Consider the following 23,113-nt stretch of genomic DNA (forward strand, 5'->3'; position numbering starts at 1 on the left):
TGGGATGAATAATAATCACCAAGGGTCTACCACCGCGGGCGGCGGCGCCTTTTCCGCTTCTGCTCCGGCCGGTGTTCCTCCTTCTCCCCTTGCTCGTTCCCGAAGACGGCGGCGGCGAAATCACGGAAGAGAATCCCCAATCCCTCCAGCAAATGGGCCCCGTGCCTTGATTCCGGCCGGTAAAGGCGGATCAAGGCGGCATTCTGGCTGGGTTCCCGCAAGGTATCGGACGGGTATTCCGCGATTTCCTTTCGGATGAGGGGGATCAGATCGGTGGCTTGCCGATTCTCCGCCCCGGGGTCTTTCCGGCTTCGGGGCAGGGTTTCCGCCAGGCGTTGCTCTATTCGGTCCGCCAGCGGTTTATTTATCCTGTGAATCAAACGTAGGACGTCACGGGTAGCTTTCAAGTCATTCCGTTGGAGGGCTTGGCTCAGGGTGACCAGCACCCGGTACTTAGGGGAGACGGTGACTCCCCCGTTCTGCGATTCACGGAAGACGAGACGCTTGACACTGGCCTCGGTTTCCGGGCTGAATCCATGGGAGGTCAGCAGGTTGGTTAACATTGTTCCCGCTTTCACGAAGGTGCTCTCCGGCAGGGTATGGTACCCGAGCAGATACCCCCTCCTCTCCCCTCCCCTTCCGGTGATCGATTTGATGAGCAACCCGTTTTCCAGCAGATGGGAAAGGATCTGGGGGTAGCCCCCTCCTTTGTCCATGCCTTGGAAGACTTCGGCGGCATACTCCCGGTTGGCATGGCTCAACAGCAGATGCCGGTCCGCGTTGGTCAGGAAAGGCAGGAGGGGTGAACGGTCCAGCCCCCCGATCCGCTCCCCTAGCCGCAAAGTACCGTACTCCCGCTCTTCCGGAGCCTGGCTCATCATTTTAAGGATCTCCCGGTCGATCTTACGGAGCACCGGGATCTCCCTTTCGGACACCGTTAGTTTCCCTGGGGGGACCGGGACGCCCAGCAGGTGGGAAAGGGTCGTATTCGGCACGGTATACCCCACGGCGGGACTTTTAGAGGAGTGGATGAGCAGGTCCTCCCCTCTCTGCGAAAATGTAATGCGGAGGGCGTACAGGAAGCTTAGTTTTTGGCGCAGGGGCAATTCCCCGTTGGATTGGACATAGTGGAGCAGAGGCGGCGTATTCGCCCGGAAATACCCGTTCTCCTTTTCCTGCACCAGGGGCAATTGCCGTTGCCGGTATTCCATGAAATGGCGGACGGCCAACTCGGCCTGCTTCCCCTCCAGCTGGGGAACCTGTTTTTGTAATTGCAAAGCAAGGGCCCCTGTCAGCTGCGGCAAGGCTTTGATGAGGCTGCTTTCAAAGAAGTAGTTTTGGTCTGTTTTCCGGTAGCTATGGTAGATCCGCACCAGTTCCCGGTTCGCCTTCTGAAGTTCGGGACGGGCTAGGGTCGCCCCGGCAAACCGTTGGCCAAGAGTAGCGGCGGAATACGCGGAGCCCAGGGCTTGGCTATCCAGGACGGTCTTCGTGTGGGCGTCGATAAAGGTGAGGCCGGCCAGGCCCTTTTCTTTGCTCTCCCGGCAGACCACCTGTATCCCCTGCTCCTGTAGCCTTTCCTTGAAATGAGCCAACGTGAGGTAAGGATATGCGGTTAAAACGGCGGTTATCTTGCCGCAGAGGGTTGCCCGTACGTTGCTATCCCTAATCTTCCGCTCGTCCACGGTGAACTTGGCCGACAGGGCGGGCCAGCCCACCTCTTTCCCGATGCTGCTGGCTTTGATCCGGCTGCCTACCCTCTCCCCTGCCGGGTTTATGATCCCGTAAAACAATCCCAGCGTCTTGCTTGGATCGTTGGGGACGGTTACCTCCTCCACGGTCACGTGGTATTGGTTCAGCAGGGCTTTGTATTCCGCCAGGGAGGAAAACCGATACTCCCGGGCGGCGGAGCGCACCACGGAGGCAATGGCGCTTTTCGTGTCCGTCTTGCCGTACTCGATGGCGGGCACATCAATCGGCTCGAAGACATTTTTCCCTTTGCTTATCTTCTCGCCGGCGGGCACCAACCCGTATTTCGCCTCCAGGTCTTTCCGGATCTCTTCCGACCGGTAACGGTCCTGGCTGCTGGGGATGGCTTTGCCGTCCAGGCCGATGCTGACCGAGACGAGGTGCAGATGGGTCCGTTCAATGTCTTCGTGCTTGTAGATGAGGTAGGGTTGCTGGCCGTAGTTCATCCGCTCCAGGTACTCCCGGGCGATCTCCGTCAGCTGCTCGTCGCTGAGTCTGTCCTCCGGGTCTGGGTTCAGGGAAACATGGAAGGTCGGCTTCCCGATCTTCGGGTTCAGCCGGAGATAGGCCTGCAGCCCCTGGATCTTGTCCTGCAGCGTCAGCTCCTCCGGATCCTTGAGGTCATTGATCAACTGCGCGTACAAGACGCTGGAGTGCTCCTTCTCATTGTACTTGATCAGACCGACGATGTCTTTCCCTCTGATTATCCTTGCAACCATTTTTCCCTAAGCTGAAGTAGGATCGTGTGGAATTCGTTTTGGGCCTTCCCCAGTTGGGCGGTCAACTCCACCAGCTTGGCCACTTCAGGGGGGACGGGCCTCCCGTCGGTCAGGGAGTTTATCTTCTTGACGACCTGGTTATAGTTCGTCCCGATGGCCTTGATCTCCCGGACCAGGTGCTGCATTTCCGTGGCCAGCAGCACGTTCGTGCTGTCCCGCAGGGCGAGCTTCTGGTGGAACATGATGTCATGGTACATCTCGGATTTATGCCGGTAGGAGGATTGCCGGAACCAGTCGTCCAGTTTTTTGTAATCCTTCTCGGTGACCCGGAACTTGATTTCCTCGGAGGCTAGTTCCTGCGCAGGCTTGGGCTTACGCCCGCCCCTCCCCTTCTTTTTCTCGGCGGGTTTCTCTTCATTTTCCATGGGCGTGCTCTTTCATGACGACGGCGGCAAAGCGGTTTTCCTCCTGGCATTAGCGACCTCACTGGGAAACCATTTTAGTTTTTGTGGAACAAAAACATATCTTGCTTTTTGCTAACGCAAAACATACCACTTTATACTGGAATTGCAAAAGGATGGTTTAGTAGAATCTAGAAAGCGTGCGGGGAAACTGTTCCAACAGGGGCCTGAAAGCGACCTAAGTAAATAGCGATGTAAGTAATTAAGTGGTTATCTAACCATAGAAGTAAGTAGTTAGACAGATAGGTAAAGGGGTAGGTATCTAGGTAGGGGGGCAAGTAAACAATTGGGAAACAAAAGACTTATCTGTACCTTTGGGGAACCAAACGGGTAAGTAGACAAATAGACGTATAAGTAAATAAGTAGATAGATGCTTAACTAAATATATTGATAGCTATTTAGGGAATTACGTAAAAGGGTAATTAAGCAGGCGTCTATGTCGATAGCAAACCGTTTGCTTAGGTAGACAGATAAGTACATACTTACTTTGGTATTTATTTAACTAAGCATAAAGTCAAATAAGTAATCTGGCACTTAAGTTAAAAGATACATAAGTATAAAGAGAAACAAGTGGTTAGATAGGTAAGCAGATATACATATATCCCACAATCTACTCACCCACTTCTCCTAATATTTATTTAGACAACCACTTAAGCAGACAAGCAACCAAATACCTAGATAAACAACTAGACAGATGCCCATTTACTTACGTACTTATATAAGTAAATAAAGAAACAAGTAGGTCACCAAGCAAGTAAACTGATAACTAACTAAGCAAGTACTCAGATATACAAGTAGACAAACATCTAATCAACTACTTATGTATATTATTAGACAAATAAGTAATCATCAAACCAAGTATTTAAATATTTATCTTTATGCTTGCTTTGATAAGTAAGAATAAAGACATGCAAGCAACCACTTAGACAAACAGATAAGTAACCATTTATATAAGTAAATGTTTAGATAAGTACTTACACAACTAGATAATTAAGTAAGTAGACAAGTAATTATTTAGATAGGACAATAAGTAGACAAGCAAGTAGGAAAGTAAAGAGGCAGACAAGTAGTTAGATAGTTGGTCATCTAAGTAAATAGGCATATGGGTACTTAAGTAATTGCACAACTAAGTAGGAGGAAAATCAACGCCGATTAGGAATTACATAAGAGGCCACGCTAACAAGCAAGCATCCAAGTAAACAAACATCTACTTACTTGTCTAAATAGATATGTAAGTAGACGATTGAGTAAGTAGAAAAGCAAAAGACAATAATGACGAGAGAAACGAAATTTATTTCATTTTTTAACCAGAAGGGAGGGGTAGGGAAATCTACCCTGGAAATTTTGATGGCCAGCTACTGCCACAATGTGTTGGGATTGAAGGTAGCCATCCTGGATGCGGACTATCCCCAGCTGAACATCCATAAGCTAAGGGAAGATGAGATCAACATGGTGCGGCGGCATGAAGCCTACCAGGAAGCCTTTGCCGGCCTAGGCAGACCGGTTTACCCGATTGCGAACACCAACCCGGCCGAATCCGTGAAAGAGATGGATATCTTTCTGGAATTGGAAGCAGGGGAGGAGCCGTACGATATTGTGTTCGTGGATCTGCCGGGTACCATCAACACGCCCGGCGTGCTCCAAACCATCAGCCAACTGGATCACATTTTCATTCCTCTGATAGCGGATCAGCTCGTGATCAAAAGCAGCCTCGAATTCGGCTTACTGGTGAATGATAACCTGATCGGGAAACCGAACGTCAATCTGAAGTCCCTTCACTTCTTCTGGAACAATGTCGTCAAGTCGGAAAAGTCTCACCTGTACGAGGTGACGAACTCCCTTATCCGGGAGGCGGGCCTGCATTGCTTGGAAACCGTGATCGGCCAAAGCGTGAAATTCAGGAAACCTGAATTCAGGTCGACCATTTTCCCGATGCAACCCGCCCTGATTAAAGACACCAACATGGTCCCGTTGATTGAGGAAGTCTTAGCGCAAATCAATGTCTCCCCTAGATAACATAATAACCAAGATGGCAAAGAACAGAAAGAGCCCAGCATTTGATGAAAGTCTCCTGATTGGAAGCATAAGCGGTTTGAACAGAAACAAAGAAGCAGCGCCGCAACCGTCACCGGCTCCCCAGCAGCCAGCGGCCACCGAGCCCTTACCGCCGAAGGAGGTACCCCCGCTGGAAAACAAGGCTATACCGGAACCAGAGAAGAGAGAGGCACCGGCCAGCACCCCGGAGCCAGCCGAGGGGGAAAGCAAAGGAAAGAAAGAACCCAAACCGACCGCTACCGCCAAATCCCAGGGGAAGGGTTGGGAGTACGAGCGTTTCCTGCAAGGCACCCCGGGCCGCAAAGACGCCCGGGCGTACATCTCGGAAGCCCACCACAACAAAATAAGGAGGATCCTGGCCTTCACGGACAAGAAAATCGGCATCACCGATTACCTGGAGAATGTCCTGGAGGAGCACTTTGAGCGGCACGAAGCCCAGATCAAGGAACTATACGCAAAACACCTGGGAAGCTAACCTATCTTAGGCATTGCCAGGCAGAGGCTACCACGGGGGAAACCCCCGGGTAGCCTCTTTTTTTTCCAATTGTAAACCGGGGAACAAATGTAAAAATTGTTAAAAATATTTATCCCATAAATATTAATTACCGTATAGCTTCTAAAGTATTCATATTATAAATATATTGGCGACACTTACCGAAAGCTATCATCCTTAACCTGAAACCTGACGATCCGCGGCAGACAGCACGTTCACGAAACTATTCCAAGTACTTCATGGCGTAAGAACCGGCCGGAAGTGAGTTCGTTATCCCGGCCCTACAGGCCAAAATGTTACGATTATGTTTGAAAGCATTACCTGGGGACAATTCTGCTTTTTCGTGTTAGGCGCGGTCACCGTCTACTATCTCGGGGTAGGGGCGGTGTATTACCGGGCAGAGGTGCTGGCGATGCTCGGGAAGAAGCGGAAACCGGACGGCCTGGTTCCCGCCCCCGCCAATGCCCCGGTTCCGACATTCTCGGCGGTAGGCAGTACGCCCGATTATGGCCATAGCCTGTCCAACGTTTCTGCGCCGGGCACCTTTGAGGACACGAAGGCAGGGAATGCCTTTGAAGCGGAAGGGTTTGAAGGGCAGGATCAGGAAGAAGAATACCAGGAAGAGGAATACCAGGAAGAGGAATACCAGGAAGAGGAGTACCTGGAGGATGAATACCGAGAGGAAGAGTACCCGGTAGGGGAGGGGCTTTCAGAGGAAGAAGAGCTGCTTTTCGGGGAGGAGGTAGACCTGGAAAAACAATTTATCCCTTTCGAGGCGGCAGATTCCCCGGAAGTGGAAACGGGTGGGATTTCCGTGCAGGAGCTTAGCCGGACCGTAGAGCTTCTCCAGCAGGAGGATATTTCCGGCAGCGAAAAAGGGGAGCTGTCCAAAAACCTGGAATTGATCGAGGATACCCTGCTCCTCCAATCCCTCCTTTCCGGCAATGCCCGGGTTCGGGAAAAGCTGGATTCCCTGATCGGGGACAGGTGGCACGAAGCAGCCGAAGAGGAGACAGTGAAAGGGGAACAGGTGATCAAGGATTCCTTTGCCGATGTGGACGTGACCAAGCTGATGAATAAGATAGTGTAACCCTTCATTTTTTAACCCTCAAATCTCTAGAAACATGAAACGAGTAGCAACAAGACAGGTAGGATGGGCCGTGGCCGTGGTCACCCTGGTGGGGATCGCCCCGGAGGTATTTGCCCAGGGGAACGGCGCGGCCGGCATTGAGGCGGCCACGGCGGAGGTGACCAGCTATTTTGACCCGGCCACGAAACTGATGTATGCGGTAGGGGCGGTGCTGGGCCTGATCGGGGGGGTGAAGGTATACTCCAAATGGAACAGCGGCGATCCCGACACCCAGAAAGTGGCGGCGGGATGGTTTGGCAGCTGCATCTTCCTGGTGATCGTCGCGACGGTGCTGCGGTCGTTTTTCCTTTAGGCCCCTGTTCCCTTGTCCAGTTACCACATCAACAAAGGGATTAACAAGCCGGTCGAATTCAAGGGGTTGAAGGCGCAGTACCTGGTGTATTTCGCGGCCGGGCTGCTGGGCATCTTCCTGGCCTTCACCATCCTCTACATCCTCGGGGTCAACCTCTACGGGTGCACGGCCGTGGCCATCGGGGCGACCAGCCTGTTATTCCATTTTGTCTTCAAATGGAACCGGGTGTACGGCGAGCATGGGTTTATGAAAAACGCCGCGGCCCGCCGACGACCGAACTACCTGATCAACCAGGGGAAGTTCTTAAGAGTGTTACGGTATAAGAAAAAGCGATAGGATATGGGCATTGTATACAAGTCGGATACCCTCGAATCGAAACTGCCTTTGTACAAGGTGGAGCACGATTGTATCATCAACAAGTTTGCGGAGATCACGGTATGCTTCCGGGTGGACCTGAAGGAGATTTTCACCCTGTCCCAACCGGAATATGAAAGCCTGCACCAATCGTGGATCAAAGCCCTGCGGATCCTCCCGAACTACACCATCGTCCACAAGCAGGATTGGTTTGTGGAGGAAAGGTACCGCCCGGATTTCGGCCAAGAGAATGTAAGCTTCCTGGATCGGGCCTTTGAGCGCCATTTCAACGAACGCCCCTACCTGCACCATTACTGCTACCTTTTCCTGACTCTTTCCTACCCGGAGAAAGCCCGGAAAAACAGCCTATGGGGTTCCCTCGTGCGGGGAAAGCTCATCCCGAAGGAGATAGACTCGCCCCAGGTCCTCACTGCCTTTTTTGAAACGGTCAGCCAGTTCCAGCGCATCCTGACGGATAGCGGGGCGGTGGGCCTGGTCCGCCTGACGGAGCCGGAGATCCTGGGCTCGGCGGGGAAAGCGGGGATCATCGAAAAATACCTGGCCGTGAGCCAGGAAAACCAGCCTTTGTTGTCCGACCTTGATTTCTCCCAGGGCCTACAGATCGGGGCGAACCATTTCAACCTGTTCACCCTCTCCAACCTGGATGATTTGCCCGGCGCGGTCAGTACCGAGAAACGGTATGAGCGCCTTAGCACCGATAAGAGCAGCTGCCACCTGGGGTTTGCCTCCCCGGTGGGCTTGCTGCTGTCCTGCAACCATCTCTACAACCAATACCTCTTCCTCGACGACCACGCCGAGAACCTGCGGGAATTCGAGCGCAAGGCCCGCAACCTGAATTCCCTGGCCTTGTATAGCCGGGAGAACGCCGTCAACAAAGAGTGGTACGACCAGTATCTAAACGAGGCCCTCAGCTTCAACCAAACCTCGGTCCGGGCGCACTTCAACGTGCTGTTGTGGTCGGAAGACCCCGAACAGCTGAAAGAGTACCGCAACCTGACCTCGGCCGGGATTGCGGCCATGGACTGCAAGCCCCGCCTGAACACCAAGGACTTGCCTTCCCTGTTCTGGGCGGGAATTCCCGGGAATGCCTCCGATTGCCCCAGTGAGGAAACGTTTTACACGTTCCTGGAGCAAGCCTGCTGCTTTCTCAACCACGAGACCAACTACGTTTCCTCCAGCAGCCCGTTTGGGCTGAAAATGGTGGACCGCATGAGCGGTAAGCCCCTTCTGGTGGACATCTCCGATGAGCCGATGAAAAAAGGCTACACCACGAACCGGAACAAGTTCATCCTGGGCCCCTCGGGCTCCGGTAAATCCTTCTTCACCAACCACATGGTGAAGCAATACTATGAACAGGGGACCCATGTGCTGCTGGTCGACACCGGGAACTCCTATTTAGGGCTGTGCCACCTGGTCAACCGGCAAACGAAGGGACAGGATGGCGTGTACCTGACCTACACCGAGGAGAACCCCATCAGCTTCAACCCATTCTATACCGAGGACGGGCTGTTCGACATCGAAAAGAAGGAAAGCATCAAAACCTTGATCCTGACCCTCTGGAAAAAAGACACCGATATTCCTACCCGGGCCGAGGAGGTTGCCCTGTCCAACGCGGTGAACTACTACCTGGTGGCCCTGCGGGAAAGAACGGAGATCAAGCCCGGCTTCAACACGTTCTATGAGTTTGTGAACGGTGCCTACCGCAAGATTTTGGAGGAGAAGAAGGTAAGGGAAAAAGACTTTGACCTCGACAACTTCATCAATGTTCTGGCCCCCTATTACGAAGGAGGGGAATATGACTACCTACTCAACTCGGAGAAGGAGTTGGACCTCTTGAATAAGCGGTTCATCGTCTTTGAGCTGGATAACATCAAAGACCATAAGATTTTGTTCCCGGTGGTGACCCTGATCATCATGGAGACCTTTATCAACAAGATGCGCCGCCTGAAGGGGATCCGGAAAATGATCCTGATTGAGGAGGCCTGGAAAGCGATCGCCAAGGAAGGGATGGCCGAATACATCAAGTACCTCTTCAAGACCGTCCGTAAGTTCTTCGGGGAGGCCGTGGTCGTGACCCAGGAGGTGGACGACATCATCCATTCCCCCATCGTGAAAGACACCATCATCAACAACTCGGATTGTAAGATCCTGCTCGACCAGCGCAAGTACCTCAACAAGTTCGACCAGATCCAGAACCTGCTGGGCCTGTCCGAGAAGGAAAAAGAACAGGTGCTGTCCATCAACCTGGACAACAACCCCCGCCGCCGGTACAAAGAGGTGTGGATCGGGCTGGGAGGGGTCAAGAGCGCCGTGTATGCGACGGAGGTTTCCCAGGAGGAATATTTTACCTACACAACCGAGGAAACCGAAAAAGTAAAACTGCTGGAATTGGCGGAGCGGAAAGGGAACATGGAGGCAGCGATCACGGAAATGGCGAACCTCGCCCGAGCCAGTTAAGTAACTACCTGTATAACTTAACTTCTGGACCCATGAAAAAGCCCCAATTGCAAAAAGCCAAACGATATGTCGTAGGAATGGCCCTCTCTCTGCTGGCCGCCTGTTCCTCCCAACCCGAAACAGTGGGTACGACGACAGACCCTACCGCTGATACTAGCTCAGAGCCAAACAACGAAGGTTCCTCTGGCCCAAACCAGAAATTACCGATGGCAACTGATGATGCTGATAAATTTATTGGTGAATGGAAATCGGTACAAAGTGAGGGAAGAGATCATACCATAATAACACGCAACGGGGGAAACTTCCTGATTCAACAAGGTAAAAAAACGGTACCTGGGGTTTGGGATGAAGAAAACAACATCATTCGGATGAATGTAGGGATGCCCATGGACATCATGTACATCGAAAATGAAGATATGATTGTGTTTGGCAGTGGTGGCAAATACCGCCGGGTGTCGGAAAAATGACAACGTAATTCATAGAGGAAAAATTTAGAATGGAAGAAGTATGAAAAAGGTAATTTTCATGGGGGCGTTTTGGGCACTTTTAAATTTCACCGCCTCCGCGCAGTTTGTGGTGGCCGATCCGACGGCTTTCTCCCAACGGGCCCTGCAACAGATCACGAACATCACGGAACAGATTCAGCAGAAGCACGAACTGGTCCGGACGTTCAAGGAAACCTCCAAGATCTACAACCAGGGGAAAGAGTGGTACGATGGCCTGAAAAGGGTGAGCACGACCGTGGCGGAGTACCAGAAAATCTACGAAACCCTGCAACTCACCGCGGAGATCGTGGATCTGTACGGTACGAACATCAGCCGTTTCCGGATGGACAAAAACTTCTCCCCGGCGGAGGTTGCCTACATCACCGATGGATACGGCAAACTTTTGGCGGAAAGCTCCCGCCTGGTGGACGACCTGAACTTAGGGGCGAAGGCGAGCAGCCTGAGTTTGACCGACAAGGAACGGCTGGACATGATCAGCACGACCTTCGAGAAGGTACGGCAGCACAAGGCGCTGGTCCAGTATTACACCAACAAGAACATCTCCCTCTCCTACCTGCGCGCGAAAAAGAAAAACAATACCGAAGGAGTGCTGCGCTTATATGGCTTAGCACAGTAACGAAGAAAAGGATATCGGTATGAACAACGAATGGGTAAGCCTACACGAGATCCTCCGGCAGCTCTATGAGGAGATGTTGCCGCTGTGCGGTTCCCTGATCGGGGTGGCCCGGGGTATCGCCGGTTTAGGGGCGATCTTCTACATTGCCAACCGGGTGTGGCGCCACATGGCCAACAACGAGCCGATTGATTTTTACCCTTTGCTTCGGCCCTTCGTCATCGGCTGGTGCATCATGCTTTTCCCGTTGGTCATCGGGGCTTTGAATGGCATTATGAATCCTGTGGCCATGGCCACGGACGCCTTGGTAGACACCCAGAATGTTCAGGTACGGGAATTCCAGGAACAGTTAACCAAACTGGAGGAAGCAGGCATGAAAAAGGAGGGGAAAGGCTGGATGGTCGATGATGCAGAATTTGAAAAGAAATTAGAGGAATTAAACCCTATTGATGTAGGTGGGATGACCGGAATGTATACAGAACGGGCTATGTACCAGCTACAAACGAACGTAAGGGAATGGTTTAAAGAAGTCCTCATTGTGCTGTACGAAGCGGCAAGCCTGGTGCTGGATACCATCCGGACTTTTTTCCTGATCGTGATGGCGATCATCGGCCCGATCTCTTTCGGTTTGGCGGTTTTCGACGGTTTCCACGGCACCCTGACCAACTGGATAGCCCGGTACATCAATGTATTCCTCTGGCTACCGGTCGCTAATATCTTCGGGGCTATTATCTCCAAAATCAATGTACTCATGCTGCAGAAAGATATTGCGGACCTGAAGAGCGGCGGTGATTTTGATGCCACCAACACGGCGTACTTGGTCTTTCTGCTGATTGGGATTTTCGGGTATACCTGCGTTCCGACGGTGGCGGGGTGGATTGTGCAATCCTGCGGCGGCGGACGGTTTATGACCAGTATCACCCATGCCTCCTCCAGCGTGGTGGGAAGTGCCGGATCTGCGGCCGGAGCCGGGGCCGGGGCTATTGCCGGACGAAGTGTGACGGCCGCCAAGAATCTTGCGAATGCCCCCAGTCAGGTCATGGCCGGGTACCAAAAACTTTAAGGGAAGGGAAAAATATGCAATTTAAGAGTCTATCCAACCTGGAGACCAGCTTCAAACAGATGAGGCTGTTCCTCCTCATCTTCATCGGCCTGACCTTTTGCCTATCGGCCTATGTCGTGTACATGTCTTTCAGCTTCGCCAAGAAGTCCCGGGAGAAAATATACGTCCTGGACAATGGCAAATCCCTGATGTTGGCCATCTCCCAGGATATGAAGCAAAACCGGCCGGTGGAGGCCCGGGATCACGTCAAACGCTTCCATGAACTTTTCTTCACGTTGGCCCCCGACCAAAAGGCCATCGAGTACACCATCAACCAGGCCCTGTACCTGTGTGATGAGTCCGCCCAGGATGAATACGCCAACCTGAAGGAGGCCGGGTACTTCTCCAGCCTGATCGCGGGGAACGTGAGCCAGGAAATCAGAATCGATAGCGTGCTGACGGATTTCAACGAATATCCCTATACGGCCCGCTGCTATGCCACCCAGACCATTATCCGGTCCACCTCCGAGACCAAGCGCTCCCTGGTCTCCCAATGCCAGTTGCGCGATGTTTCCCGGAGTGACGATAACCCGCACGGTTTTCTGATGGAGAAATGGCGCGTCTTGGAGAACCGGGATTTACAGGTGACAGCCCGGTAGCTATGCAAAGTACCCCTTTGGATTGGGTGAAATCCCAATGGAAGACCCTCCAAGGATCCCTGGTCGGCTACCTGGAGCAAAAGGAAAGGGGCTTGACGCTCCGACGGAAGAAGGTTTACTTTTTCCTGTTTGTCTTTTCTTTCGGGGGCTTCTTCCTATACAGCTTGGTCTCCGGCTTGGCTGGGTTTGGCAGTATAGGATTCGGGGTGCCCCCCCTCAAACGCCCCCTTGTCAAACACCAGGCCCCACCGCCGGATTCCATTAAGTAAGAGAAACAAGGAGTCTTTGGCTGGTACATCCGAAGATTTCCCGGGCAATAGATCAGGAGTTGCCTGGACCTGCGTTGACGGAGGGTTTCTGTGTCCGGCAGAATCCAAGTGACCGCCTTTCTATTAGATGCCCAAGGCACGTGATATACATCTTACCTTTAATAACCCGACGTATGGATACCTCCTCAATTCAGCACTCTCCGGAATTCCTGCACAAGCGAAAAATGGCGGTGGTGCTGCCGGTGTTCGTAGTCCCGTTTCTGGGGATCATCTTTTTCCTTTTCGGCGGTGGCACCCCGGCAGCCAAGGCGACGCTGCAGGCCAGCGGGCTGAATACGGAAGTCCCGAAAGCCACCTTTAAAACCGCCATCAGTGACAAACTGACGGCCTACCAGCAGAAAGAAAAACAGGAGGCGGATGCGGAAAGGATGCGTTCCCTCGATGAGTACCATGTGAGCCCGGTTTCAGCTTCCCCTGGGTTGGATACCGGTGCCGTAGCTCCGGAAGCCAGTGGGCTGGCCTATTCCCCCGCGCCTCGCTCTGCTCCCCGGTCAACTCCCAGCTATGACCGCCGGGAGTACGAACACCTGACCGGCAAGGTAAACGACTTTTACCGAACCCCAGCCAATACTTCCTCCCTTTCGGAGGCGAAGATGAACCGGTTGTTGGAACTGATGGAAAAAGAACAAAACGGAAACCCAAACCCGGTAGACGTGGATAGAGAACTCCGAAACAACCAGTACCTGCAGTACCTCCAACGCACCCTGGCCAGCGGTCCCTTCACCGGGGAGAAGCCCGTACGGGCCAGGCAGGACACGGTCGTACGGAAACCGAAAAGGAAGCTGGTGGAGGTGGCTGGGCACCAACCCAAAGTGGCCAGCAGCCTGCCCCAGGGAAGGGGAGGGGAGGGGCAACCCAACAGGCAGCAGGGCAATTCCTTTTACTCGCTGGGCGGAAACAGCGGCCAGAGGGACGGCAATACCATCAGCGCCGTGATCCACAGTGACCAGACCTTGGTATCCGGCGCCACGGTGAAACTGCGCCTGTTGAACGATATCAAGCTGGAGGGGACGCTTATTCCCAAAAACACCTTTGTCTACGGGGTCGCCTCGGTCAAGAATGAGCGCCTGGATATTACGGTGGAGAACATCCGGCACGGCAAGGATATTCTGCCGGTAGCCATGAAGGTATACGACAACGACGGCCTGCCCGGGGTCTCCATCCCTGGTTCCCTGGACCGGGAAGCGGGCAAGCAGGCGATGGGCTCTATGGCCTCCAGCGGCAGCTATAACGTAACGATGGCGCAGGGGGTAGGCGAGCAGGTAGCCATGCAAGCTGCGCAGGGCGGGATAAACGGAGTGAAGGCCTTAGCCTCCAAAAAGGCGAGGCTGGAGAGGGTCCACGTAAAGGCCAATTACCGGGTATACCTGATCCCCGAGAATTTCTAATTCAAATGTTAAACCTTAGCATCGATGAAAAAGCATCTCTTTTCCCTTGGTATATTCCTTTTGGCGGGCGTATCGGCGCTGGCCCAGAACCGGCAGCCTTTCAAGGATACCCAGCTGCTGAAATCATTCTCCTTGGGAGTATCTTACGCCAAAACGGTCAACCTGATTTTCCCCAGCGGGGTGCACAGCGTGGACCTGGGCTCCGGCTCGGTGATTGCCGACAAGTTCTCCGGGGTGGAGAACGTCCTGCGGGTGAAAGCCAATACCAAGGGCTTCCCAGAGACCAACCTCTCGGTCATCACCAAGGATGGCCGATTCTACTCCTTTCACGTGCGTTACCAGGAGGAACCGGCCTCCCTTACCTATCAGATTGAAGGGGGAGACAATACCGGCACCACCGGCCCAGCTGTCCAGGCACAAGGGAAAGTAGCCCCGGCCATCTATCTGACAGCCTCCCTGAACACGGCACCCGTCTCGTTTGAATCGGCCCTCATGAACGAGGCGGAGCTGGCGTACTATAGCCATGAAATAGCGCAGCGAAGCGATTATATTTCCGGGATTGGCATGAATAAAAACAAGATCAACTTTGGGGTGGACGGGATTTATATCAAGAACAACGTCATGTTCTTCCCCATCACCGCCAAAAACAAAAGCAACATCAACTATGACATTGATTTCATCAAATTTTACGTCCGGGACAGAAAGCAGCGCAAGCGGACGGCGGTTCAGGAAACAGAGGTAACACCGATCTTTGTCTATCCCGAAGGGCAAAACACCATCGTGGGCCGATCCGAGCTGAAGCGGGTGTATTGCCTGGAGAAATTCACCATCCCGGATAAAAAGATGCTGGTCGTGGAGATGTACGAGAAGAACGGGGGCCGCGTGATGACCATGGAAGTGGGCAACCGGGAAATCGTCAAGGCTTCGCCCGTCAACTTCAACAAAAGGGAGTAACATCAGTTGATGCCCCTACAAAAATGGGTCAGCTCGATAAATGCGGTGGAAAAATTGGGTATGTCTGCAAGTCAGGATCATAAGAGTTTGGGACCGATTCCTTTGAGGACTCGCACTTTGCCTTCAGGCATGCTCTGGTGGAGGAAGCGAAGGAAAATATAGGCAAAGTTCATTCGGCTTCGGGAGCAATCCCTGCATCTCCACTCACATTAAAACAAAAACCCTGTAAATTAAAGATTTACGGGATTTTTGTTTTATTCCAGACACATATCGGACATATTTAAATATTCGATAGTCCTCGCCTCTTTTGTAATGGGGTTATATCAGACAGGATTAAGTAAATTAAGATCAGCTTAATCTTTGGGCTTAGTAGTTATAACCAGAGATGTTGTTTGGTTAGCGTAGTACTCCCTACATTATCTCAAATTTAAGGGCATAGTTTATTGTGTAGTAATGTGCTCCAAGGACTTTTGTCTCTTCTTATCTATTTGGCTTAGGTTTATCAACCTCCACAAAACTGATGGCGTATCCTCCGCCCGGTGCTACAAACTGCGACAGTTTGGATTTGCTGGTCACGTTCACTTTCCGGATGGTGTACGCCTGCGGATTGGTTTTGTAGTGGGCATTTTTGGCATCGGCGTAGATGGTGGCCACGTATTTTTTGCCTTTGTCCAGGAAATCCAGTTTGATGTTAGACGTACGGGCATTGTTTCCGCCCACGCTGCCCAGAAACCATTGGCCGGTGCCTTTGGCCTTGCGGGCTACCGTGATGTACTCGCCCGGTTCGGCCTCCAGGTACTTGCTGTCATCCCAATCAACGGCTACGTCTTTTATGAACTGGAACGCATCCAGGAAACGGTCATAGTTCTCGGGCAAATCGGCGGCCATCTGCAGCGGGCTGTACATGGTCAGGTACAAAGCCAATTGGTTGGCGATGGTGCTGTTCACGTGCGAGTTGTTGCCGGGGTTCAGCTTGCTCAGATCCATCTCGAAGATGCCAGGAGTATAGTCCATCGGACCGCCAATGAGGCGAGTGAAAGGAAGAACCGCTACGTGGTTGGGTTTGGAGCCCCCGAAAGACTGATACTCGGTACCACGAGCAGATTCATTACCAATCAGGTTTGGATACGTTCGTGCAATACCGGTGGGGCGCACTGCCTCGTGGGCGTTCACCATGATCTGGTAATCGGCGGCTTTCTCAATGGCGTGCTGGTAATGGTTCACAATCCATTGGCTATAGTGGTTCTCTCCTCGCGGCAGGATGTTGCCCACGTACCCGCTTTTAACCGCATCGTAGCCGTTGTCTTTCATGAACTGGTAGGCTTTGTCCATGTGGCGCTCATAGTTGCGCACCGAGGAAGAAGTCTCGTGGTGCATGATCATCTTTACGCCTTTCGACTTAGCATATGTAGCAATGCCCTTCACGTCAAAGTCCGGGTACGGTGTCACGAAATCGAACACATAGTCTTTGGAGTTCCCGAACCAGTCTTCCCAGCCTATGTTCCAGCCTTCCACCAGTACTGCGTCAAAGCCGTGCTTGGCTGCAAAGTCAATGTATTTCTTCACGTTGGCAGTGTTGGCACCGTGGGTCCCGTTGGGTTTGGCTTTGGTGTAATCACTGATGCCCAATTGTACCGATGGGTAATCATTGGTGTAAGACCAGGTGCTCTTGCCGGTGATCATCTCCCACCAGACACCCACGTATTTGGTAGGCTTGATCCATGACGTTTCTTTGATCTTGCTGGGCTCATTCAGGTTGTAAGTCATCTTGGAAGCCAGAATATCGCGGGCATCATCACTCACTATCACTGTGCGCCAAGGGGTGCTACGTGGGACCTGCATGTAGCCTTTGTCACCAACGGCATCAGGCGTAAGCCAGGACTCAAATACCATGTTCTTGTCGTCCAGGTTCAGGTGCATTACCGGGTAATCAATCAAGGCCGCCTCGTGCAGGTTAATGTACAGCCCGTCTGCCGATTTCATCAAAAGGGACGTTTGCACGCCGGTGGGCGAGAAAGTGGTCTGCGACAGGTTACTCGTCACGGCCTTGGCCATGATGCCCCTAATCTCAGAGAGCTTGGAGGTGGTGTAGTCATATTCCTGCGTGTCATAGTCGCCGGGAATCCAGAAGGCGGTATGGTCACCGGCCATGCCGAACTGCGTTCTCTCTTCCTTGATCACGAAATAGGTCAGGTTCTTCTGGGTAGGAAACTCATAGCGGAATCCCAGACCGTCATCAAATAACCGGAAGCGCACCAGCATTTGCCGGTCAGTGCCTTTCTGGTTGAGCGTCACGGCGAGCTCGTTGTAGTGGTTCCGGATGGTCTTCACTTCGCCCCACACGGGTGCCCAAGTCTCATCAAAATTGGTAGTCTGGTTGCTTACCAGTGTGAAATTGTTGTGCAGCGAAGATTGGAGATTCACGGCCTTCTGGTCCATGTTGGCATCGGAGCCCCCCGAGGCTGCCGCACCTTTGGTTATCAGCTCAAAACCTAGTTTGCTGGGCTTGATGACTTGCTTGCCTTTGTATGTAAGGGTATAAGTGGGGGAACCATTACCCAGTAGGGCAAACGTCATAGTGAACTTGCCGTTGGGGGATTTCAGGTCTTGGGCATTGGCTAAGCCCAAGAAACAAAGCATAAGGAGTGTTACTAAAGAAAATCTACGCATGTTCCAAAAAAAATTGATTGGTATTTTGATTCTATGGCAAACAGATCCACTGCTTGTTTTCAGGTTTTTTTCTGAAAACAAGAATAGAAACAGGCCGTTTGGTTTTAAAGATGTAATTATTAGGTCCCCTTTTTTATGGTCCTAATCCAATAAAAATTTTCTATTTTACCACCATAACTTTCCTAGTCAATTGCACATTGCCTTTTCCGGAAAAACGGATTAGGTAAATACCGTTTGGCAAAATTGAAGTGTCTACTGATAGTTCTTCCTTCCCGTTCAAGCTTAAGGTCGATACTGATTTCCCAAGCATAGTTAAAATCTGTATTTCTCCTGTCCTTTTGGGTACTCTAATGAACAGCCTGTCTTGAACAGGGTTCGGGTACACCCTCAAGTCAGTTTCAGTGCTCAGGTTCTCCCTAATGGAGGTTAGTACTTTTGGAGAAATGGAATAGGCCAGGGTAAGATCATTGAATGAAATATCAAACTGACCGCTCTGTGCAACACTGAAGGTTAAGTTTGGCTTGCCACCAGTACTAAGTTTGGCGGTGCCGGTCAAACCACTTGCATCTGCCCAATCATCTCCGGACCAGTTGTCCGTATTGGCGAATTTGAGTTCATGGTTACCGGCTGATATCTGCACGGCGCTGGCTTTCCAAACATCGTCCTCCAGAATCATTGGAGTGTTGCCCAAAGTCCAATTGTTGAAGGTGCCGCCCACAAACATTTTCTCTTGATGTTGGCCTTTGATAGCGTATGCCAAGGTCTGCTCATTGAAAGAAATAGTATACAGGCCGGCTTTAGCAATGGTAAATTTGATGTTGGGAGCCCCACCAGTTGTGAGAGAAGCTGTTCCGGTGAGGCCGGTTGCATTGCCCCAGTCGTTGCCTGACCAGTTGTTGGTGTTGGCAAACTTTAGTTCATGCTCCCCCGCAGTTAATTGCAGGTTGCGCACTTCCCATTGCCCATTGTTCCACTGCATTGGATTTAAGGTAAGATTCCAACTGCTGAAAGTACCGGCTACGAACATGTATTCTCCCCTGCAATTAACGGCATTCATGCCTCCGTCATAAACAGCCGAGGGATGGCTTACGTTGGTTACGCAGGCATTCACTTTCAGAACACCCGTAGCAGTTGCATTGGTAGTCAAGACCACTGTCCCTTGGGCATTAGTAGTTCCAGTCACAGTTTCAGTGAAAGATCCAGAAAACGACACGGAAACGGGAGCCTCGTTCACCGGATTGCCTTCTTTGTCTTGAATGATTACCATAGCGGTTCCTTTCATGACGCTTCCGGTGGTCGCCTGCGTGCCAGTGACCAAAGAGGCCACATGGACACTGGCTTCATCCTGAGGTACCGTGGTACCTGGAACTACTTTCAGGATTACGCAGCCATGGGCCGGAACGCTGGTAGAGTAGGAAGTCATACCACCTAAGTTGGAGTGGCTCCATAAATCCCTAACCTGAGCACTGCCAGTAATGCCCAGTGTGCTGAAGTTGATGCTCCTAGTCTTGCTGCTGGTCTCGCGGTTAAACAGGCCAATGATCCAGTCTCCGTTAGATAGTTGGCCGGTCCAAATTTGGCTGTTCTCCTGGGTTGGATCATTGGTGAGCGGCTTGCCTACAAACCCGTCCTGCCTAAGGGCCAGTAATTCTTTGTTCTGGTACAACCAAAGGTCTGGGCCAATGGTATTGTATTGGTCAGAAACCGTTACGGCTCCTCCAGAGATAATGCTGGCGGAAATCACGCTTTTCTTTTCATCGTTGCCTGAGAAAGTGTTAATCCTAAGGAAATCGGGGTCTAGAATAACCTTGTTGCGGCCCGCCAGATAAGACCAGTAGGTAAGTCCGTCCATGGCATTGGCGTACACTGACCAGCCCACGCGCTTCTCGCCCCGAGCGTTATCACTCCATTTCCACCATTTGCCCTCGCCGGTATCTTCGTTGATCCGGAACATGTGGCCGTATTGCACCTCTGCTTCAGCTTCATTGGTTAAGTGGGGCATTACCAAACTAAGGAACATGCCATTGGCATCAGCGGCTTCTTTCATCCATTTAAGGGCGGTCAGGTAATGCTCGCGCGGCCGACTAGGACCCACTCTGCCCAAGTAACGGTCTTGGCCGGTTTCGTACCAGGAGAGAAAATCTACTCGAAAGTATTTGATGCCCAAATCTGCGTAGTATTGGATGTACCCTTTCACGTATTCTTCAGCGCCTGGCCGATCTACCTGCACCCAAGGAAAATAGGCGTTTTCAGAGGAATTCTTCAGGCTGGAAACCAGAATGTTAGTTCCTTTTATTTTGGTAGTCTGGTCATTATCGGCTACGTGGACCCACAGCGGGTTGCCATACATTCCCAAGGTCATGCCACGCCCCTGCAAGTGGGTAGACCACCAGGCAAAGTCATGCTCCCATTTACTGGAGTGCGATTTCCGGTACCCGTTCTCATTTAGCTGTGTTACATCACCCCAGCCATCCATACAGATCATGTTGTAACCCAAGCTTTTCAGGTTGGCATCCACCCAATCCACATTGGCCATCAATACAGATTCAGGGATGTAATTTTCCTTCACCCCGTTCTGCTCTTTTACAATATGGTGCTCATACACGCTCCAGTATAAAGGACCTTTGTGTGGATTAGAAGGCATCTGACCAACTGCATCAATAGATAGCAACTGAAACATGAGGGCAAACACAAAGCCTGCGCCCTTTTTCCAAAGATTCTTCAAGTAAAGTTTATTCTCATGCATGTTCTGGTTGGCTAGTAGGTGAAGAAATGATTGTTGAGCAGTTGCCTTATCCTATTTGCTGATTTTGATCTCCTGGGATTTACCCGTATCCTGTAGTTTGATGAAGCAGATACCATTTTCTTTGTCCCAGGTCCAGGCAGCTTTGAAGTCATTCTCCATGCCCTCCTGAAGGGACTTCAACTTGCCTTTTTTTACTTTAGTAGTGCCAAGGATAACCGACTTAGGCTCTTGGCTTGTGTGCAGCTTGATCACCAGATTCCGGGTACCAGTAAGGGTATAACCTTTCTCTTCGCGTTCGTTCACGCGCACGCTCCAGTCCTGTTTACCGGTGGTGCTGGTAATTTTGGTTTTCGCGTAGATGTTTTTCAGGTAATTGTTGGTTTCGCCGTCGTCTTCATATAGTTCAAAAGAAGCAGTTTGGCCCTCGTTTGCCGGAAACACCTCTAAAATGATGGGGTAAGTGGGTTTCTCATGCAGGTACTGCATCAGGGGCATCATAGGGATAATGGAGCCTTTTTTCGCGAAGACCGGGGTTATGTCCAAGGGGGCATCATAGATGATCCATTGAGAGCCGTTGTAAACGGTTTTCCCATCCTTGAAATCTATCCATTGCCCCTCTGGCAGGTACACTTTCTTTGTCACGGCGCCCTTCTCCACTACCGGGGCTACCAAGAGTTCTTTCCCAAACATGAATTGGGCATCGGCTTTGAACGTTTCCACATCATTGGGGAACTCCAGAAGTAGAGCCCGCATGAGCGGAACACCGGTATCATGTGCCTCACGTCCATAGGTGTAGATGTAAGGAAATAGCTTATACTTTAACTCAATGGCTTCCTTAGATCTACGTTCCGCGTCTGGACCAAACAGCCAAGGCTCTACGGCAACGTTACCCTCATGATGCGCACGGCTCAGAGGATTAAACACGCCAAACTGCATCCAACGAGTGTAAAACTCTGCCATTGCAGGATAGTCTTTGATGTCGCCGCAATACCCCGAAATGTCACAGGCCCAGAACGGAATTAGGCCCATGCCCGCCGATAAACTCATGGGAATCTGGTTCGCTAATTGCCCCCATCCTTCCAACACATCACTGCCGTTACCGGAGTCACCGGACCAACCAAAAGTGTACCGCTGCAACCCGGCGTAGGCGGCCCGTGTCATCTGGAAAACCCGTTGATTGGGGTTATGCTTTTCAAATTGTTCTTTCACTACTTTGTCCCAAGTGAGGCCGTACACGTTGTGGATTTCCTCGTGCATGCCTAGATGGTGTTTCATGTAGAGGCGATCCACGGCATCTTCATTGGTCCAAGCAGGTTCACCCATGTCCGTCCAGAAACCTTTCACCCCGTCGGCCACCGGTTTTTGCTGGTAGGTACCCCACCAATCGGCCACGCCGGGTTTGGTGAAATCCACCACGCCGCAGTTACCACCCCACGGCCAAGGCATGTCATAGGATTTCCCGGTGCGGATATCGGTGGCGAAATAACCCAAAGAATCAGCCTCGCGCCATTGCTTCTTGTTTGCCTGGGAAATCACCGGATCTTGGGAGACAATCATCTTGAAACCATCAGCGGCCAAGTCTTTCACCATCTGTTTCGGATTCTGGTAACCGCGTCCCCACTCAAAATCCTGCAGGTTCTTGGTCCAGCCTATGTCCTGGTACATTATGTCGATGGGAATTTTGCGGGCGCGATATTCTTTGGCTATGTCACGTGTCATGTCTTCGCGGGTCATAAGACCCCGGCTCTGCGAGAACCCAAACGCCCACTTAGGCGGCATAATAGGCTTGCCTGTCAATTGGGTATAGCCCTCAATGATTTGCTTATAGTTATTGCCGAAGATGAAGTAATACAGCATCTCGCCTCCGGGTGCCTCAAAGGAAAAGTAGTCATTTGACTCGCTGCCAAGCTTGAATTCTGTCTTGTGGGTGTTGTCAAAGAAGATCCCATATTTGTAACTGCTTATGAAAAACGGAATGCTTTTGTAGAGTGGGTCCTGAGTGGGGCTATAGCATGGTTGGTCACTGTTCCACATTTTGTACGTCAATCCACGCTTGTTCAACGGACCCGATTTCTCCCCTAGGCCAAAAAACTGTTCATCAGCCTTCAATGATTTGTATGCCACCAGCCGGTCACCTTCTTTTACCAGCCCTCGGTCTTTGAAATCGCTGAGCAGCAGTTTCTGGTATTTATCAAAAATCTGGAGTTGAAACGGGTCTTTATTGACCCGGATACGCAGAAAATCAGTGAAGATCTCGTACACTGTCGCTTGTTCATTCACCTGCACGGTGCCCACGTCCTCTAGCTTTTCATTGATCACCGCAAAAGATGCATTGTTCCGTTGAAAAACGCCGGTAGGTTCATACCACACCTTTACCACGCCCCTGCTGCATAGCTCCAGCATGACTTTTTGGTTTTTTTGTGCGGTAAACACTACTTGGTTGCCGGTGATTTTA

The 23,113-nt window shown here is 51.6% G+C and carries 17 protein-coding genes; 12 read left to right on the forward strand and 5 right to left on the reverse strand.

From position 1 onward, the window contains the following. Positions 1 to 26: 26 nt before the first annotated feature. Together H7U12_RS04665 and H7U12_RS04670 are read right to left on the reverse strand one after the other, a co-directional pair. Positions 27 to 2,468, reverse strand: a complete 2,442-nt coding sequence (locus H7U12_RS04665) for a relaxase/mobilization nuclease domain-containing protein (protein ID WP_186633687.1) — start codon at positions 2,466 to 2,468, stop codon at positions 27 to 29. Further along, positions 2,453 to 2,893: a plasmid mobilization protein gene (locus tag H7U12_RS04670; protein ID WP_186633690.1), complete on the reverse strand. Its 441-nt coding sequence runs from the start codon at positions 2,891 to 2,893 to the stop codon at positions 2,453 to 2,455. Before H7U12_RS04670 ends, H7U12_RS04665 begins: the two co-directional genes overlap by 16 nt. A gap of 1,308 nt (positions 2,894 to 4,201) precedes the next feature. On the opposite strand from H7U12_RS04670, the gene H7U12_RS04675 reads away from it, so the two are divergent. The 12 genes from H7U12_RS04675 (at position 4,202) to traN (ending at position 15,242) form a co-directional block, all read left to right on the forward strand. Continuing rightward, complete coding sequence (locus H7U12_RS04675; RefSeq protein ID WP_186633693.1) at positions 4,202 to 4,945, forward strand: ParA family protein; 744 nt, start codon at positions 4,202 to 4,204, stop codon at positions 4,943 to 4,945. Positions 4,946 to 5,021: 76 nt separating this feature from the next. Next, positions 5,022 to 5,459, forward strand: a complete 438-nt coding sequence (locus tag H7U12_RS04680; protein ID WP_186633696.1) for a DUF3408 domain-containing protein — start codon at positions 5,022 to 5,024, stop codon at positions 5,457 to 5,459. Positions 5,460 to 5,781: 322 nt separating this feature from the next. Next, entirely contained in the window at positions 5,782 to 6,567 is a 786-nt protein-coding gene (locus H7U12_RS04685) for a hypothetical protein (RefSeq protein ID WP_186633698.1), read from the forward strand. 34 nt (positions 6,568 to 6,601) lie between these two features. After that, the gene (locus tag H7U12_RS04690; protein WP_181308359.1) at positions 6,602 to 6,919 is read left to right on the forward strand and encodes a DUF4134 domain-containing protein; all 318 of its coding nucleotides are present in this window, start codon (positions 6,602 to 6,604) and stop codon (positions 6,917 to 6,919) included. A gap of 12 nt (positions 6,920 to 6,931) precedes the next feature. Further along, the gene (locus H7U12_RS04695; protein WP_186633700.1) at positions 6,932 to 7,255 is read left to right on the forward strand and encodes a DUF4133 domain-containing protein; all 324 of its coding nucleotides are present in this window, start codon (positions 6,932 to 6,934) and stop codon (positions 7,253 to 7,255) included. A gap of 3 nt (positions 7,256 to 7,258) precedes the next feature. Further along, the gene (locus tag H7U12_RS04700; RefSeq protein ID WP_186633703.1) at positions 7,259 to 9,751 is read left to right on the forward strand and encodes a TraG family conjugative transposon ATPase; all 2,493 of its coding nucleotides are present in this window, start codon (positions 7,259 to 7,261) and stop codon (positions 9,749 to 9,751) included. A gap of 32 nt (positions 9,752 to 9,783) precedes the next feature. After that, positions 9,784 to 10,218 carry a hypothetical protein gene (locus H7U12_RS04705; protein WP_186633706.1) on the forward strand — a complete coding sequence of 145 codons (435 nt, stop codon included), beginning with the start codon at positions 9,784 to 9,786 and terminating at the stop codon, positions 10,216 to 10,218. Between the two features lie 40 nt (positions 10,219 to 10,258). Continuing rightward, the gene (locus H7U12_RS04710; protein ID WP_186633709.1) at positions 10,259 to 10,873 is read left to right on the forward strand and encodes a hypothetical protein; all 615 of its coding nucleotides are present in this window, start codon (positions 10,259 to 10,261) and stop codon (positions 10,871 to 10,873) included. A 19-nt stretch (positions 10,874 to 10,892) separates the two neighbouring features. Then, complete coding sequence (gene traJ / locus H7U12_RS04715; protein ID WP_186633712.1) at positions 10,893 to 11,933, forward strand: conjugative transposon protein TraJ; 1,041 nt, start codon at positions 10,893 to 10,895, stop codon at positions 11,931 to 11,933. Between the two features lie 14 nt (positions 11,934 to 11,947). Beyond that, on the forward strand, positions 11,948 to 12,571 hold the full coding sequence (gene traK / locus H7U12_RS04720) for a conjugative transposon protein TraK (RefSeq protein ID WP_186633715.1): 624 nt from the start codon (positions 11,948 to 11,950) through the stop codon (positions 12,569 to 12,571). Positions 12,572 to 13,013: 442 nt separating this feature from the next. Beyond that, positions 13,014 to 14,288, forward strand: coding sequence for a conjugative transposon protein TraM (gene traM / locus H7U12_RS04725; protein ID WP_186633718.1), 1,275 nt, complete (start codon positions 13,014 to 13,016; stop codon positions 14,286 to 14,288). Between the two features lie 24 nt (positions 14,289 to 14,312). Next, entirely contained in the window at positions 14,313 to 15,242 is a 930-nt protein-coding gene (gene traN / locus H7U12_RS04730; RefSeq protein WP_186633721.1) for a conjugative transposon protein TraN, read from the forward strand. Between the two features lie 480 nt (positions 15,243 to 15,722). On the opposite strand, the gene H7U12_RS04735 is transcribed toward traN, so the two are convergent. The 3 genes from H7U12_RS04735 to H7U12_RS04745 form a co-directional block, all read right to left on the reverse strand. Continuing rightward, the gene (locus H7U12_RS04735) at positions 15,723 to 17,882 is read right to left on the reverse strand and encodes a glycoside hydrolase family 97 protein (protein WP_377164452.1); all 2,160 of its coding nucleotides are present in this window, start codon (positions 17,880 to 17,882) and stop codon (positions 15,723 to 15,725) included. A gap of 190 nt (positions 17,883 to 18,072) precedes the next feature. After that, a complete protein-coding gene (locus H7U12_RS04740) occupies positions 18,073 to 20,556 on the reverse strand; it encodes a T9SS type A sorting domain-containing protein (RefSeq protein WP_186633727.1) in 2,484 nt (827 codons plus the stop codon). Positions 20,557 to 20,709: 153 nt separating this feature from the next. Next, positions 20,710 to 23,061 (reverse strand): glycoside hydrolase family 31 protein, encoded by a 2,352-nt coding sequence (locus H7U12_RS04745; RefSeq protein WP_241749125.1) that lies wholly within the window; start codon positions 23,059 to 23,061, stop codon positions 20,710 to 20,712. Positions 23,062 to 23,113: the final 52 nt, after the last annotated feature.

It is taken from the genome of Rufibacter sediminis (assembly GCF_014269285.1).
Taxonomy (GTDB): domain Bacteria; phylum Bacteroidota; class Bacteroidia; order Cytophagales; family Hymenobacteraceae; genus Nibribacter; species Nibribacter sediminis.

Excerpts from the sequence above, each read along its gene's own strand:
- H7U12_RS04665 (WP_186633687.1), bottom strand. The coding sequence starts at position 2,468 with ATGGTTGCAAGGATAATCAGAGGGAAAGACATCGTCGGTCTGATCAAG.
- H7U12_RS04670 (WP_186633690.1), bottom strand. The coding sequence starts at position 2,893 with ATGGAAAATGAAGAGAAACCCGCCGAGAAAAAGAAGGGGAGGGGCGGG.
- H7U12_RS04675 (WP_186633693.1), top strand. The coding sequence starts at position 4,202 with ATGACGAGAGAAACGAAATTTATTTCATTTTTTAACCAGAAGGGAGGG.
- H7U12_RS04685 (WP_186633698.1), top strand. The coding sequence starts at position 5,782 with ATGTTTGAAAGCATTACCTGGGGACAATTCTGCTTTTTCGTGTTAGGC.
- H7U12_RS04690 (WP_181308359.1), top strand. The coding sequence starts at position 6,602 with ATGAAACGAGTAGCAACAAGACAGGTAGGATGGGCCGTGGCCGTGGTC.
- H7U12_RS04700 (WP_186633703.1), top strand. The coding sequence starts at position 7,259 with ATGGGCATTGTATACAAGTCGGATACCCTCGAATCGAAACTGCCTTTG.
- H7U12_RS04705 (WP_186633706.1), top strand. The coding sequence starts at position 9,784 with ATGAAAAAGCCCCAATTGCAAAAAGCCAAACGATATGTCGTAGGAATG.
- H7U12_RS04710 (WP_186633709.1), top strand. The coding sequence starts at position 10,259 with ATGAAAAAGGTAATTTTCATGGGGGCGTTTTGGGCACTTTTAAATTTC.
- traJ (WP_186633712.1), top strand. The coding sequence starts at position 10,893 with ATGAACAACGAATGGGTAAGCCTACACGAGATCCTCCGGCAGCTCTAT.
- traK (WP_186633715.1), top strand. The coding sequence starts at position 11,948 with ATGCAATTTAAGAGTCTATCCAACCTGGAGACCAGCTTCAAACAGATG.
- traM (WP_186633718.1), top strand. The coding sequence starts at position 13,014 with ATGGATACCTCCTCAATTCAGCACTCTCCGGAATTCCTGCACAAGCGA.
- traN (WP_186633721.1), top strand. The coding sequence starts at position 14,313 with ATGAAAAAGCATCTCTTTTCCCTTGGTATATTCCTTTTGGCGGGCGTA.
- H7U12_RS04735 (WP_377164452.1), bottom strand. The coding sequence starts at position 17,882 with ATGCTTTGTTTCTTGGGCTTAGCCAATGCCCAAGACCTGAAATCCCCC.
- H7U12_RS04740 (WP_186633727.1), bottom strand. The coding sequence starts at position 20,556 with ATGCCTTCTAATCCACACAAAGGTCCTTTATACTGGAGCGTGTATGAG.
- H7U12_RS04745 (WP_241749125.1), bottom strand. The coding sequence starts at position 23,061 with ATGCTGGAGCTATGCAGCAGGGGCGTGGTAAAGGTGTGGTATGAACCT.